This is a genomic window from Pseudonocardia sp. N23 (assembly GCF_002583555.1).
GTDB lineage: Bacteria > Actinomycetota > Actinomycetes > Mycobacteriales > Pseudonocardiaceae > Pseudonocardia.
Genome location: NZ_BEGX01000004.1, coordinates 176,511 through 190,567 on the forward strand (window position 1 = coordinate 176,511; position 14,057 = coordinate 190,567).

Below are 14,057 nucleotides of genomic sequence, written 5' to 3' on the forward strand. Positions count from 1 at the left end.
CGCAGCGTCAGGGAGGCGTGCGGTGTGCGCGCATCATCGCCCGGGTGGCGAACGGCGAGAAGCGCGGCGCCCAGACCAGCAGCGCCCCGGCGGCGACCAGCCCGACGCCGCCGACGGCGACGATCCCGGCGGCCAGCGTCGCGAGCCCGGCGACCACCGAGACGACGACCGGCCCCGCCGCGTTGCCCGTGTCGCCCATGAGCCGCCACATCGACAGGAAGCGCAGCCGGTTGTCCGGTGACGCGACGTCGGCGCCGAGGGTCATGACGATGCCGGACCCGATCCCGTTGCCGAAGCTCATGACCATCGCAACGACGGTGAGCCCGACGATCCCGCTGGTCAGCGGCAGGACGGAGATGGCCCCGCCGAGGATCAGCATCGACGGCACGGCGACGGCGAGGCGGCCGTGGCGGTCCATCACCTTCCCCGCCGGATAGAACAGCGCCATGTCGACGGCACTGGCGATCCCGAACACCAGACTGGTCGCCTCCGGACTCAGTCCGATGTGGACGGCCCAGAGCGGGAGGACGGTCTGCCGCGCGGCCCGCGCGGCGCCGATCGCGAGCACCGCGATCCCCAGCGTCGTCAGCACGCGGCGGTGTGCCCGCGCCGTGGCCAGGAGCCCGTGCCCGCCCGCGGGCGTTGCGACCGCCTTCCCGGCACCGCCGGCGGGTTCGATGTCGGGGATGAGGACGAGCAGCGATGCGGCGATCCCCGCGGTCACCACGGCGACGATGTAGGCGGCCCGCAACGACGTCAGGCTGATCACCGCGGCGCCGACGAACGGCCCGATGAACAGACCGACGCGGTGCGAGCCACCGAGCATCGACAGCGCCCGGGCCCGCAGGTTCAGCGGGGCGACGTCGGTCAGGTAGGCCTGGCGCGCGAGGTAGAACGTCGCGCTGCACATGCCGAGGACGAACAGGCAGACGCCCAGTACCGGCAGCGACGGCGCGACGAAGCAGCCGAGCATGCCGGCCATCGCGACCACCCCGGCGAGGACCATCGCGCGCCGGTCCCCCAGCCGCGCCGCGAGCGCGGCGGCCGGGAGGTCGCCGACGAGCTGGCCGATCCCGAGCAGCGCCACCAGGAAGCCCGCTGTCCCCGTGGTGGCGCCGAGGTCGATCGCGGTGATCGCGACGACAGGGATCACCGCGCCGTTGCCGATCTCGAAGACCGTCGCGGGCAGGAACACCGACGGCGCCATCGAGCGCAACGTCGGCGGGGCGAGGTCCGGCGAGGCTGTCATCGTCCGACGACGCTACCGTTTGCCATAGCTAATGAAGCGAGACATCCGTCGCAGGTACGTTGTGGCAGGCACCCGGCCGACCCCGTCCACCCCACACAGTCCGCCCGCCGGGTGTCCGAGCGAGCGCGCATCCGAGGCGGCCCCGCGCCACCGCACGTCGACGAGAGGACTCCATGACCCGCCGACCCCGAGTGACGACACCGAGGGCGGGCTGGCCGAGCCTGCGGGTCTCGGACTGGACCCCCACCCGCGAGACCCTGCACATGTGGACGCAGATCGTGGGCAAGATCCGCATGGCGCACGCCCCGATGCTCAACCACTGGTGGCAGGTGACCCTCTACGTCAGCCCGCGCGGGCTGACGACATCGTCCGTCCCCCACCGCGACGGGGCGTTCGAGATCGAGTTCGACTTCGTCGACCATCGGCTCCAGGTCCGCAGCAGCGACGGCGGCACGCGTGGGCTGCCGCTGCGGCCGATGTCGGTCGCGGAGTTCTACGCCGGGTTCCTGGACCTGCTGGGCGATCTCGGCATCGAGGCGGAGATCCAGGCGCAGCCCAACGAGGTCGAGCCGGCGATCCCCTTCGCCGAGGACCACGTCCACGCGTCCTACGACGCCGGGGCCGCCACCCTGTTCTGGCGCCAGCTGCTGCAGGCGGACCGGGTCATCGGCGAGTTCCGGTCGCACTTCGTCGGCAAGGTCAGCCCCGTGCACTTCTTCTGGGGCGGGATGGACCTCGCCTGCACCCGCTTCTCCGGGCGCTCGGCCCCGCCGCACCCCGGCGGCGTCCCCAACTGCGGGGACTGGGTCATGGTCGAGAGCTACTCCCGGGAGCTGTCCAGCTGCGGGTTCTGGCCCGGTGGCGGGGAGGAGGGCGCGTTCTACTCCTACGCCTATCCCGCCCCGGACGGATTCTCCGATCAGCCCGCCGGTCCGGAGGGCGCCTACTACAGCTCGGAGTTCCAGCAGTTCCTGCTGCCCTACGAGGTCGCCCGCGCCGCGCCCGACCCCGATCGCGCGGTCGCGGAGTTCCTCCACGCCACCTACGGGGCCGCCGCGGACCGCGGCCACTGGGACCGCGCCGCGCTGGAGGACGACCCCTTCCGCTGGCATCCACGCTCGTCCTGATCACCGGCCCACTCTCTCGACGTACCGACGAGAGGTGAGGACCCGACGTGCGTCCCGACCGCCCCGGTACCGGCCGGGGGCGATCACCCGCACCCGCTCTCGATCCTGATGGACACGATCGTCGCCACCCCGACGGCCCGGCACCCCTGACCGGTCCCCGCTGCACGCCTCCCGCAACGCGCGCAGTGTCGTCCTGGGGAAACCCGAGGCGTCGTCCGGGGTTCGGCGCCACCGGGCCGGCGCCGTCCGTCCTCGCTCGACGCTGTTGTGTCGCAGACCCGAGGAGGCGTAGAACGTAGGGCTCTCGGCGGGGGCTGCGCCCTCCGCCCCGACAACGGAGTCGAGATGTCGTCTGAGCTGCAGCCCGTCGAACTGACCGTCGTGGACACGAACGGGGCCGACTGGCAGGACTTTCCCGTCCCCGCGATCAACGCCAACCTCGAGCACATCCCGCTCGTGGAGGACCCCGGGACCGGGATGATGGTCGTCAAGATGGTCTACCGGGCCGGCTTCACCAACACCTGGCACACCCATCCGTGCGGCCACGGCATCTATGTCCTCGAAGGAACCCTCGACACCCACCAGGGCACCTTCGGGCCGGGACACTTCGTGTGGTTCCCCGAGGGCGGGACGATGCAGCACGGCGCCACGGCGGACGAGGACTGCACGTTCCTCTTCATCACCAACAAGGCATTCGACATCCATCACGTTCCGACCAGCACCGGCTGACGACGGCCGCCCTGCCGACCGGCGCCGCCGTCGCGGCGCCCCTCTGCCCGCACGATGCCCGCACGTCGCAACGGACGGCCGCGGCGTCCGGCCGTCGGCCGGGCGTCGCCGCCGCGCCCGTCGCGGTCGCCGTCGTCACGCACCGACGGGTCCGAGGCGGAGCCGAGTCACAGTCGCCCTGTCCGGCTTGACCCGGGCCGCGCATCCCGCAACGATGTGGGGGACCACCCCGGATAGCGGGACACGCTCCGTGCGGCCAGGAAGCGAGGGCGCGATGTTCGTCGGTGTACGTCGCCGCCATGTGGACCTCCTGCGCACCTCCAGCGCCCGCTGTCGTCCCAGCTGAGTCCGCTCGGCCCGCCGCGTCGCCCTCCGGCGGCGTCGCCGGCCCCCCGTCGATCCCGACACCGCCTCGGCGGTGCGCCGGCGTGCTCACGCGGCGATCGGGACACTCCGCTCCCATGCCTGGGCCGCGTGCCCGACGTGGCGCCGGCGCTTCCAGCTCCGCCCTACCGAAGGACGTACCGACCAGATGACTGTCAGATTCCGCCGTCCCCTGATCGCATCGGTTCTCGCCGCCGCGGCATTCGCCGTCGTCGGGTGCGGGACCGGAGCCGGGCCGACCGGTGCCACTGCTGCAGGGGGCGCCCCGCAGCCCGGCGGGACGCTGCGTTTCGCGGTGTCGAGCGACCAGGGGTGCGTCGACCCGCAACAGGTCGCCAGCACGGACTCGATCTACTTCGCGCGACAGATCGTCGATTCGCTGACCGACCAGGACCCGAGGTCGGGTGCGCTCGTCCCGTGGCTCGCCACCACCTGGCAGAGCTCGCCGGACGCGAAGAGCTACACGTTCACCCTCCGCGAGAACGTCACCTTCGCCGACGGCACACCGCTGGATGCCGAGGCCGTCAAGGCGAACTTCGACCGGATCCCGCAGCTCGGGCTCCGTGCCCAGCTCCCCAAGGCCTACCTCGCGGGATACGCCGGGACGACGGTCCAGAGCCCCACGCGGTTCACGGTGTCGTTCGCCGAGCCCAACGTGCAGTTCCTACAGGGCACCTCGACCCACAGCCTCGGCATCCTGTCGCCGGCGACGGTCGCGAGGTCGGAGGACGACCGCTGCACCGCCGTGGTCGGCTCGGGTCCGTTCGCGGTCCGGGACTACGTCAGGAACTCCTCGATCACGCTCGCCAAACGCCCGGGCTACGCCTGGGCGTCTCCGCTGTCGAACCACCAGGGCGAGGCCTACCTCGACACCCTGGACTTCCGGATCGTTCCGGAGTCCGGGGTGCGGACCGGGTCGCTCGTGTCCGGCGAGGTCGATGCGATCGGCACGATCGGCGAACAGGACGAGGCACCGCTCACCGACGCCGGTGCCCAGCTCCTGGCCCGGCCCAACCCCGGCCTGGTGCTCGGCCTGGGGCTCAACCTGTCGACGCCCGTCGTGGCCGATCCCACGGTACGGGAGGCGCTCTCCCTCGCGATCGACCGGCAGGAGATCGTCGACGCCATCTATCCGTCGCAGACCCGGCCGGCGACCAGCGTCCTCGCGTCGACCACGCCGTCGTTCGCGGACGAGTCCGCGCTGCTCGGGTTCGACACCGGCAGGGCGAAGTCCCTGCTCGACGCGGCCGGTTGGGTGCCCGGCCCGGACGGGATCCGCGCAAAGGACGGGGCGCGGCTGGCCGTCCCGGTGTCCTTCGTGAGCAACTTCAGCACGAACAAGCCCGCGCTCGAGCTCGTGCAGCAGCAGGCGAGGGTGGTCGGCATCGACGTGCAGCTCCTCGAGGTACCGATCTCCACCGTCGCAGCACAGCTCCAGTCCGGTGACTTCGTCGCCAACTGGGCCAACCTCACCCGCGCCGACCCCGACATCCTGCGCAGCTCGTTCTCGACCGCGGGGGTCAACACCTATCGGTTCCCGCGGGGCCCGCTCGATGCGTCGCTGACGGCGCAGGCGAGCGAGCCGGACCCCGTGAAGCGGACGGCGATCGTGAGGCAGGCGCAGGAGATCATGGTCCGGGAGAAGTACTACGTGCCCGTCGTCGAGCTGACGACGGTCCTCGGGGTCGGAGCGAACGTCCACGACGTCACGTTCGACGCCGCGTCACGCGTTCAGCTCCACGGTGCCTGGAAGTCGCAGTGACCGCCTTCGACCGCGACGAGGCACTGAGCGTTCCCGAGACCACCGCGGAGCTGGCCGGTCGGCTCCGCGACGGCATCGCGGCAGGCTTCCTGATGTACGCGAGCGTCGAGGCGACGATGTTCGCCCCGAGCTTCGAGACGTGCATGCTCCCGCTCGGCCCGGCCCCCGCGGATCCCGCCTTCATCCGGCTCGACCGCGGGACGGTCGGCGGCGGGCCCCGCGTGCCGACGATCGCGTCCCGGCTGATCCCCGACCTGCGGATCGCCGGCACCGCCACGGAACGGCCCGGCGACGTGATCGTCGGGGACTTCACCCTGACGGGCACCCTGCCCGACGGCTGGGCGCTGCACCTGCACACCGAGTTCCGGTGCGAGGTCGAGGGCGGGCTGGTGACGCGGTACGTCGTCAAGAACGATCCGGAGGAGTTCCAGCGCTTCGTCACCGCGCTCGGGAACCCGTACGCCGGCAAGGGTGTGGCGACGGCCGAGGTACGTGAGGAGGACGCCCGATGAGGTACTCGCTCGTGGAGCTCGCACCCGTCACCCCGGGTGCCGGCAAGCAGGCGGCGCTCGAACACGCGCTCGCGGCGGCCGAGGAGGCGGAACGGCTCGGGTACCACCGCTTCTGGTACGCCGAGCACCACCACACCACCGGCTACGCGGCGCAGGACCCGGCACCGCTGATCGCGGTCGCGTCCCGGCGCACCTCCCGGATCCGGCTCGGCTCGGGGGCGGTGCTGCTCAACCACCACAGCCCCTACACCGTGGCCGAACGGTTCCTCATGCTGCAGGCCCTCGCCCCGGGGCGGATCGACCTCGGGCTCGGCCGCTCGTCGGCCACCCCGTTGATCGACCACGCGCTGCGCCGCGACCGTCGGGGCGCGCCGGTGGACGACTTCTTCTCGCAGGTCGAGGAGGTCGTCGGCTACTACCACCACGCCTTCGACGCCGGGTATCCCCACGAGTCGATCGACCTCACCCACGGCATCGACGGCGTCCCGCAGGTGTGGGTCCTCGGCTCGTCGGGCGGCAGTGCCGCCCTCGCGGGCGGGCTCGGGCTGGGCTACACGTTCGGCAGCCACATCAACCCGGCGATGACGAACGTCGCCGTCGCGCGGTACCGGCAGAGCTTCACCGCGACGGGCTTCGGCCCGCGGGAGCCGACGGTCATGCTCACGCTGAACATCGTCGCCGCGGACGACGAGGACCTCGCCCACCGGCTGACCTGGCCCGCCCGGGCGCTGCGGGCGCTGGGTCGCGAACGACCCGTCCCCACCCTGGCCCAGGCCACCGCCGAGCTCGACGCGGCGCAGAAGGCGGAGCCGAGCACCGTCCGCGACGGAGTGGCGCCGCCACAGGTCTCCGGGACGCCGCAGTCGCTGCGGGCGCAGCTGGAGCCGCTGGTCCGGGCGACCGGGGCCACCGAGATCATGGTGCAGGACATGCTCACCGACCCCGGACTGCGCAGCCGCTCCCGCGAGCTGGTGGCCGAGGCGCTCGCACCGATCGTGACCGGTGCGGCGCCGGCTCACCAGCCGCCGATCCACCCGTCGAAGATCCCGTAGGGCTCGGCGCCCGGGTCGGCCGACCGGCCCTGCAGGAAGTCGAAGTCGCAGCCGGTGTCGGCCTGGGTGACCCGCTCGGCGTACAGCGCTCCGTAGCCCCGCCGGTACGCCCGGCGGGGCCCGCGGGCCGCCCGGCGGCGCTGCGCCAGCGTGGCGTCGTCCACCTCCAGCTCGAGCACTCCCGCGCGGGCGTCGAGCCGGATCACGTCGCCGTCCTCGACGAGCGCGAGCGGACCGCCGACCGCGGCTTCCGGGCTGACGTGCAGCACCGTCGTGCCGTAGGCGGTCCCGCTCATCCGCGCGTCGGAGACACGCACCATGTCGGTCACGCCCTCGCGCAACAACTTCTGCGGGATCGGGAGCGCTCCCCACTCGGGCATGCCGGGTCCGCCGACGGGTCCGGCGTTGCGCAGCACCAGCACCGAGTCCGCGGTGACCGGGAGATCGGGGTCGTCGATCCGCTCACGGAGGTCGTCCATGTCGTCGAACACCACGGCGGGGCCGCTGTGCCGCAACAGGTTCTCGCTCGCGGCGCTGCATTTCACGACGGCGCCACCGGGTGCCAGGTTCCCGCGCACGACGGCGAGCCCGCCCGGCCCCTGCACGGGATCGGCGAGCGGCCGGACCACCTCACCGTCGACGGGTGGCGCGTCCGCGAGGTTCTCCCCCACAGTCCGGCCGTTCACGGTGAGCGCGTCGCGCCGCAGCAGCGGGGCCAGCTCCTTGAGCACGACGGGCAGCCCGCCGATCTCGAACAGCTGCTCGACGAGGTGCTTCCCGGCCGGGCGGACGTTCGCGATCAAGGGAACCCGCGCCGCGATGTCGTGGAAGTCCTGCAGGCCCACCGCGACCTCGGCCCGCCCCGCCAGGGCGAGCAGGTGCAGGACCACGTTGGTCGACCCGCCCAGGGCGACGAGCACCGTGATCGCGTTGTGGAAGGCGTCCGCGGTCAGGATCTGCGACGGCCGCACGCCCTCCCGGGCGAGCCGCACCGCCACCCGGCCGCAGTCCTCGGCGACCTGGCTGCGCCGGGCGTCGGTCGCGGGGATCGCGCTCGCCCCGGGCAGCGTCATCCCGAGGGCCTCGACGACGGCCGCGACCGTGGACGCCGTACCCATCTCCGGACAGTGCCCCACCGACGGGCCGGCGGAGGCCTCCAGGGCCTCGTACTCGGACACGGACATGCGTCCGGCGCGCACGTCGTCGACGTAGCCCCACAGGTCGGTGCCGACCCCGATCTGCCGGCCGCGGAAGGTCGCGGGGTTCGCCGGCCCACCGGGGACGACGATCGTCGGCACGTCGGCGCTCGCGGCCCCCATCAGCTGGGCGGGCATCGTCTTGTCGCAGCCGCCGAGCATGACCACGGCGTCGAACGGGTAGGCGCGCAACGACTCCTCGACGTCCATCGACATCAGGTTGCGGAACAGCATGGTCGTGGGCTTCATCAGCTGCTCGCCGAGCGAGATCGTCGGGAACTCCAGCGGGACCCCGCCCGCCTGCAGGATGCCGCGGCGCACGCTGTCGGCGAGCGCCCGCAGGTGCAGGTTGCAGCTGATCAGCTCCGACCACGAGTTGCAGATCCCGACGACGGGCCGCCCCTCGAAGCTCGCCCGCGCGAACCCGGAGGCGCGCATGGCCGTGCGGTGCACGAACCCCGGGACGTGCTCGCCGGAGAACCACCGCGCACTGCGCAGCGGCGCGTTCACCCGGTCGCCGGCGGCGGCGAGAGCCGGACGCCGGAGTCCACGGTGGACGCGAGCTCGCGCAGGATCGCCGCGTGCCGCACCTTGTGCCGGATGAGCCGGTCGTGGAACTCGGCGTCGGTGTAGCCGTTGTACATGACCTCCTCGGACTCCCCCGGCTCGATCTTGAAGTAGACCGGCGCGGCGACGCGGGCGATGTCGGCGGCCTCCCACAGCCGCGTCATCCCGCCGAACGAGTCGAAGGTGATGGCCCAGACGTCCAGCGGGACCGACACGACCGACCGGATGGCGCTGAGCATCGGCCTGCTCAGGTCACCGACGGGGTTCACGCTGTCCGCGCCCAGGCCCTCCAGCACCCGCACCGACGCCGGGTTCGCGTGGCCCGCGTAGACGGAGACCTTGAAGAACGCGTCGCCGGGGATGTCCCCGCGCTCGCGGGCGGTGTTGAGCACGTCGAGGACGCCCTCGTCGATCACCAGGAGGCCGCGCAGGCCCGCGTCGAAGATGCGGAGCACGTCGTGCAGCAGGTACCGGATGTTGTCCACGCCGCGGATCCGTTTGCCCGAGGTGATGCCCTCCCGGCTGGTCAGCTGGCGGCCGGAGTCCCAGCCCGCGCGCGGCCCGGGACAGGCCACCACCTCGATCCCGTTCTCCGCTGCGAGCTGCCCGAACGCCCGCAGCTCCCCCTTGTCGATCAGCGTCGCGCCGCCGCCGAAGGAGATGATCCGGTGGACGAAGACGTCGTGCCGCTTCGACTCGACCAGGAGCGCCTCCAGGTTGGACAGCCGCTCGACCCCGGACACCTCGAGCCGGAACTGGCCGCCGTCGGCGAAGGTCCGCGCCGAGGTCGGCAAATCGTGGTTGTCCGCGGTCGGCAGTCCCTGCGCCGCCAGGATGGACTCGGGGGTCACGCTCGTGCTCATTTCTCTCCTCGCTGGAGGTCGTCGCGGAGCCTGGTGGTCTCCGCGTCGTCTACGCACCCGGCCACGACGGCCACCGCGTAGACCGCCCGTGCCCGGCCGGGCGTGATCCACCCCTCGGCGACGTCGTGGGCGACCGTCGCGGGGTCGCGCCGATGCGGGGCGCCGTAGCCACCGCCCCCGCAGCTCTCCGAGACGACGGTCTCGCCCGGCAGCAGCTGCACGAGCCCGCTCGCCGGCAGGTCGACGAGCGTGCCGTCGATCCGCCGGAGCCGTTGGCGGGCAGGAGCTCCGGCCGTGCCGCCGCCGGCACCGCGCGCCGGGTGGACCGCGCCGTCGCTGCCGTAGCTCAGGGTGAGCGGGGCGGTCGTGGGGCCGTACTCCACGAGGGCGCCGGGTGCACCCCTGAACTCACCGGCGCCCTCGGTGTCGGTGAGGATCCGCTGCTGGGTGACCAGGATCGGATGGTGGATCTCGTCGATCTCCACGCTGTCGCGCAACATCATCCCGGCGTTGCCGGCGTGGCCGAAGGTCAGCCAGCCGTCCGTCCACGGGGTGCCCGGGCCCCCGGTCACGCCGGGGAACAGGATCTGGTTGACGAACGGCACGCCGGTCCGCGGGTCGGCCCCCGAGATCACGGCCCACGCCGGCGGCTGCACCAGCCCGGCCTCGGCCATCCCGACTCCCGGGCCCAGCTCCGCGATCGCTCGCTGCACCAGGTTGGTCACCCGGTCCGCGACGTTCGTGGTCGCCACCGAGCAGCTGGCCGGGTGCCGCGGGATCCCGACGACGCAGTTCTCCCGCAACAGCACCTCGACGCGACGCAGGCTGCCCGCGTTCGCCGGCACCGAAGCGGGCAGCGAGTTGAACACGCCGACCAGCGCGGAGCTGGCCGACGTGCTCTCGGTCAGGTTGAGCCCGCACGGTTGACAGTCCGGGTTGTCCCGCAGGTCGACCTTGACCCGCCCCTGCGCGGGGTCGACGTCGACGGTGACCGAGACCGGCACACCGTCGGGCACCCCGGGGAAGGGGTCGTGGGCGCCACCAAGCGTGACCCGCCCGGCAGGCAGCTCCCCGATCGCCTCGGCCATGCGCTGCTCGGAGAAGTCGAACCACTCCCCGGCGTACTGCTCCAGCGCGTCCCAGCCCACGTCGGCGGCGAGTCTCTCGACCTCCCGTTCCCCGATCCGCGCAGCACCCACCATCGCCAGATAGTCGCCCCACCACTGGTCCGGGACCCGGATCCGCATGCGGCACATGCGGATGACGTCGTCGACATCGGTGAAGTCGCGTTGCACCCGCACCGCGGGGAAGATCAGCGCGCCCTCCTCGTAGACGTCGACGGCGGAGGTCGAGTACGTCGTCGGCGTCCCGTTCCCGCAGTCCGCCTGGTGCGCCTTCACCAGCACGGTGAAGCGGTGCGTCCCGGTGGGGTCCACGACGGGCACGAGAATGCAGTGGTCGGCTGCGTGCGAGTTGCCGTGGTAGGGCGAGTTGTGCAGGTAGGCGTCGCCGCGGTGCAGGTCGGGATGCATCTGCGCGGTGTAGGCGGCCATGATGTCCGGCCCTCGCATGACGTGCACCGGCAGCGACTCCGCCGTCGCGACCAGCTGTGCGTCCCCGGTGAGGACACAGCAGGAGAAGTCCCTGGCGGTGTTGATCACCCCGGACCGGGCGGTGCGCGCGAGCGTGTTCGCCATCGCACGGACCACCTGCTCCATCCGGCTGGTGAGGACAGCCAGCTGCAACCCGTCGAGTGTCATCGGTCGTCTCCGTTCCGCCGCAGGACGAGTGCTCCGGTCGAGGCGCGGGTGGCCGTCGCGTCCGGGGCGACGACGACGACCGTCACCGGTGTCTCGACGATCGCCGGACCCTCGACCACCTCGCCCGGCGCGATGTCGTCCTGGGCCCGTACCGCGGCGTCGACGAGGCCGTGTCCGGCGAAGTAGACGCGCCGGGTGCGTCTCGTCCGGGGTCGTGCCGGGCCGCTCTCGACCTGGCCGAGCGGCGTGGTCCGCGTCCGGCAGGCGGCCCGTACCCGCCAGCCGACGATCTCGACGTCGGAGCCGGGGTCGCTGATCGCGAAGAGCTTCTCGTGCATCTTGTGGAACGCGTCCGCGAGCGCGCCGACGTCGGCCGCCGAGTCGATCCGCAGCGTGGGCAGCGGCACCTCCACCTCCCAGACCTGGTGCGGGTAGCGGGCGTCGGCGAACAGCCGCACGTCCGCGAGCTCGGCCGCCACCCCGGTCGAGGCGACGAAGGCCCGCGCACGCTCGACGAGCCCGTCGGTCACCGCCCCGACGCGCGCGAAGTCGAAGTCCTGCGTGGTCGCCGGGCAGGAGGCGACGAAGTCCGAGGACAGGTCGGAGATCGCGGCGCCCGCGGCGCTGAGCACGCTGCCGGTGTCGGGGATGACGGCCGCCGAGCACCGCAACCGGGACGCGATGTCGGTCGCGTTGAACCCACCTGCCCCGCCCCCCGCCACGAGCACGGCGTCGGCCGGGTCGATGCCCTGGGCCACCGTGGTGTCCTCGATCGCGCGCACCATGTGCTCGGTGGCCAGCGCCATGATCGCCGCGGCGGCCTGCAGTGTCGTGAAGCCCAGCGGCGTCGCGATCTTCTGCTCGATCGCCCTTTCGGCCTCCGCGACGTCGAGCGTGACCCGGCCCCCGAGGAAGTACTGCGGATCGAGGTAGCCGAGCACCACCGCGGCATCGGTCACGGTCGGCTCGGTGCCACCCTGGCCGTAGCAGACCGGGCCGGGACGGGCGCCCGCACTGCGCGGTCCCACGGTGAGCAGCCCCCCGGCGCCGACGGCGGCGATACTCCCGCCGCCCGCGCCGACGCTCTTGATGTCGATGGCCGGGAGCCCGGTCATGTGGCTGAGGTGGGGCGCGCCGAGCCAGGCCTCCCGGGTCGACGACACGTCACCGTCCCGGACCACGCCGACGTCGTAGCTGGTCCCGCCGGTGTCCGCGACGAGGACGGTCTGGTGCCCGGTCGTCCGGTCGACGACGTCGCGTCCGGCGATCGGTGCCATCGCCGGGCCGGACCCGATCACGTGGACCGGTGCGGCGGCGACCGCGGCGGAGTCCATGACCCCGCCGCCGGAGGTGACGATGAGCAGTCGCCCGGCCAGGCCCTCTTCGCTGAGGCGGCGTGTCATCGCCTCCAGGTACTCGGTCATCAACGGTTTCAGCGACGCGTCGAGAACGGTCGAGCAGGCCCGCCGGTACTCGCGCACGATCGGGTTGAGCCGGTGCGAGAGGGTGTAGGGGATGCCGGGCGCGTGCTGCTCGATCAGCTCCCCGATCCGCACCTCGTGCACCGGGTTCGCGATCGACCACAGCAGGCACACCGCGATCGCCTCCCCTCCGGCCTCGACGACCTCCCGCAGCTGCGCCACCAGTGCGGCCTCGTCGAGCGGGGTGACGACGGCGCCGTCGGCCCCGACCCGCTCGACGACCTCCCAGGTCAGGGCGCGGGGCACCAACGGGTCGGGATAGCGGCGGGTGAAGTCGAAGGGATCGACGCGGCCACCCTCCCGGAACAGCAGGACGTCCGGGTGGCCCCGGGTGGTGAGGAACGCCGTGCGGGCGGTGGTGCCGGTGAGGATCGCGTTGAGGGCGCGGGTGGTGCCGTGCACGAAGGTCTCCGTGCCCGCGAGCAGCTCGCGCCGGTCGATCCCGATCCCGGTCGCGGCGAGGTCGACGGCGTCGAGGATGCCGCGGACCGGGTCGTCGAGCACCGTGGGGCTCTTGACGATGTGGACCCGGTCGGTGGTCCGGTCCTCGAGGACGAGGTCGGTGAAGGTCCCGCCCATGTCGGTGGCGATGGTGTACCGGTGCCCGGCCATCAGTGGTCGTCCTCCCGAGTGGGGGCGGGGATCTTGGCGAAGTCGAAGCTGATCGTGCGCTCGGGCTCGAGACGGCCTCCGCCGAGGACGCCGAGGACGAGTGCCGCCCGGACACCGGAGTAGGAGGGTTCGCGCTCGTAGGCCACGCAGACCGGGGTGCCGTCCGGTGGGAGCGGCCTGCCGTCGGCGGCGGCGAGCAGGATGCCGGTCCCGAGGCCGCGGCTGGTGACCAGGCCGGCGGTGGGGTCGCCGTGCTCGTCGAGATGGGCGAGCACGCCACCCTCCTCGTCCTGGACGAAGGCCGCCACCTCCTCCGGGGTCATCGCGACGTCATGCCTGGGCATCGGGGTCCTCCAGCAGCGTCACGTCGGCGAGCGGAACCCGGAACCATCGGCGCCGCCCGTCCAGCGACCAGATGGGGTCACCGGGGACGGGCGCCGTCACCCCGGGCAGCAGGTAGGCGGGTTCGACCCTGGCCGGAGGCGGGTCGGCGTCCTCCGGGAGCAGTTCGGCCCGGCCGCGGACGAGGACGCCCGGTGGGCGCGGAGCCCCGTCACCGGACCCGACGACCACGACGGCGACCGCCGGGTGCCGGATCATGTTGCGCGCCTTCGCGGACTTCAGGTAGGTGTTCATCCAGAGCGCGCCCTCCCGGTGGAACACCGAGATCGGGTGGACGACGGCGCCCCCCGCCGCGGTCCGCGTGGCGACGAAGCCGCGGGTCCCGGCCTCCAGGATCGCGTACGCGCGATCGGTCATCGGG

At 72.7% G+C, this 14,057-nt stretch carries 12 protein-coding genes; 5 read left to right on the forward strand and 7 right to left on the reverse strand.

Annotated features, from left to right (window positions below):
* Positions 1–7: 7 nt before the first annotated feature.
* Entirely contained in the window at positions 8–1,249 is a 1,242-nt protein-coding gene (locus tag TOK_RS02710) for an MFS transporter (RefSeq protein ID WP_098956159.1), read from the reverse strand.
* Between the two features lie 191 nt (positions 1,250–1,440).
* Here TOK_RS02710 and TOK_RS02715 point away from each other — a divergent pair, with 191 nt between their 5' ends.
* From TOK_RS02715 to TOK_RS02735, 5 genes are all read left to right on the forward strand, one after another.
* Complete coding sequence (locus TOK_RS02715) at positions 1,441–2,376, forward strand: DUF5996 family protein (protein WP_098956160.1); 936 nt, start codon at positions 1,441–1,443, stop codon at positions 2,374–2,376.
* A gap of 345 nt (positions 2,377–2,721) precedes the next feature.
* On the forward strand, positions 2,722–3,105 hold the full coding sequence (locus tag TOK_RS02720) for a cupin domain-containing protein (RefSeq protein WP_098956161.1): 384 nt from the start codon (positions 2,722–2,724) through the stop codon (positions 3,103–3,105).
* Between the two features lie 532 nt (positions 3,106–3,637).
* The gene (locus TOK_RS02725; protein WP_098956162.1) at positions 3,638–5,251 is read left to right on the forward strand and encodes an ABC transporter substrate-binding protein; all 1,614 of its coding nucleotides are present in this window, start codon (positions 3,638–3,640) and stop codon (positions 5,249–5,251) included.
* Complete coding sequence (locus TOK_RS02730) at positions 5,248–5,763, forward strand: hypothetical protein (protein WP_098956163.1); 516 nt, start codon at positions 5,248–5,250, stop codon at positions 5,761–5,763. The genes TOK_RS02725 and TOK_RS02730 overlap by 4 nt, the downstream gene beginning before the upstream one ends.
* Positions 5,760–6,815, forward strand: a complete 1,056-nt coding sequence (locus TOK_RS02735) for an MsnO8 family LLM class oxidoreductase (protein ID WP_098956164.1) — start codon at positions 5,760–5,762, stop codon at positions 6,813–6,815. The genes TOK_RS02730 and TOK_RS02735 overlap by 4 nt, the downstream gene beginning before the upstream one ends.
* On the opposite strand, the gene TOK_RS02740 is transcribed toward TOK_RS02735, so the two are convergent.
* The 6 genes from TOK_RS02740 to TOK_RS02765 are packed head-to-tail and all read right to left on the reverse strand — an operon-like array spanning position 6,779 to position 14,053.
* On the reverse strand, positions 6,779–8,521 hold the full coding sequence (locus TOK_RS02740) for a dihydroxy-acid dehydratase (RefSeq protein ID WP_098956165.1): 1,743 nt from the start codon (positions 8,519–8,521) through the stop codon (positions 6,779–6,781). The genes TOK_RS02735 and TOK_RS02740 overlap by 37 nt on opposite strands.
* Positions 8,518–9,441 (reverse strand): hypothetical protein, encoded by a 924-nt coding sequence (locus tag TOK_RS02745; RefSeq protein WP_098956166.1) that lies wholly within the window; start codon positions 9,439–9,441, stop codon positions 8,518–8,520. Before TOK_RS02745 ends, TOK_RS02740 begins: the two co-directional genes overlap by 4 nt.
* Positions 9,438–11,201: a hydantoinase B/oxoprolinase family protein gene (locus TOK_RS02750; RefSeq protein WP_098956167.1), complete on the reverse strand. Its 1,764-nt coding sequence runs from the start codon at positions 11,199–11,201 to the stop codon at positions 9,438–9,440. The genes TOK_RS02745 and TOK_RS02750 overlap by 4 nt, the downstream gene beginning before the upstream one ends.
* Entirely contained in the window at positions 11,198–13,294 is a 2,097-nt protein-coding gene (locus TOK_RS02755; RefSeq protein WP_098956168.1) for a hydantoinase/oxoprolinase family protein, read from the reverse strand. Before TOK_RS02755 ends, TOK_RS02750 begins: the two co-directional genes overlap by 4 nt.
* Positions 13,294–13,638 (reverse strand): hypothetical protein, encoded by a 345-nt coding sequence (locus TOK_RS02760; RefSeq protein ID WP_098956169.1) that lies wholly within the window; start codon positions 13,636–13,638, stop codon positions 13,294–13,296. Before TOK_RS02760 ends, TOK_RS02755 begins: the two co-directional genes overlap by 1 nt.
* A complete protein-coding gene (locus tag TOK_RS02765) occupies positions 13,625–14,053 on the reverse strand; it encodes a pyridoxamine 5'-phosphate oxidase family protein (protein ID WP_172457367.1) in 429 nt (142 codons plus the stop codon). Before TOK_RS02765 ends, TOK_RS02760 begins: the two co-directional genes overlap by 14 nt.
* Between the last annotated feature and the right edge of the window lie 4 nt (positions 14,054–14,057).

Bases quoted from the DNA above. Each gene is read 5' to 3' on its own strand.
- TOK_RS02710 (WP_098956159.1), bottom strand. From the start codon at position 1,249: ATGACAGCCTCGCCGGACCTCGCCCCGCCGACGTTGCGCTCGATGGCG.
- TOK_RS02720 (WP_098956161.1), top strand. From the start codon at position 2,722: ATGTCGTCTGAGCTGCAGCCCGTCGAACTGACCGTCGTGGACACGAAC.
- TOK_RS02725 (WP_098956162.1), top strand. From the start codon at position 3,638: ATGACTGTCAGATTCCGCCGTCCCCTGATCGCATCGGTTCTCGCCGCC.
- TOK_RS02735 (WP_098956164.1), top strand. From the start codon at position 5,760: ATGAGGTACTCGCTCGTGGAGCTCGCACCCGTCACCCCGGGTGCCGGC.
- TOK_RS02745 (WP_098956166.1), bottom strand. From the start codon at position 9,441: ATGAGCACGAGCGTGACCCCCGAGTCCATCCTGGCGGCGCAGGGACTG.
- TOK_RS02750 (WP_098956167.1), bottom strand. From the start codon at position 11,201: ATGACACTCGACGGGTTGCAGCTGGCTGTCCTCACCAGCCGGATGGAG.
- TOK_RS02755 (WP_098956168.1), bottom strand. From the start codon at position 13,294: ATGGCCGGGCACCGGTACACCATCGCCACCGACATGGGCGGGACCTTC.
- TOK_RS02760 (WP_098956169.1), bottom strand. From the start codon at position 13,638: ATGCCCAGGCATGACGTCGCGATGACCCCGGAGGAGGTGGCGGCCTTC.
- TOK_RS02765 (WP_172457367.1), bottom strand. From the start codon at position 14,053: ATGACCGATCGCGCGTACGCGATCCTGGAGGCCGGGACCCGCGGCTTC.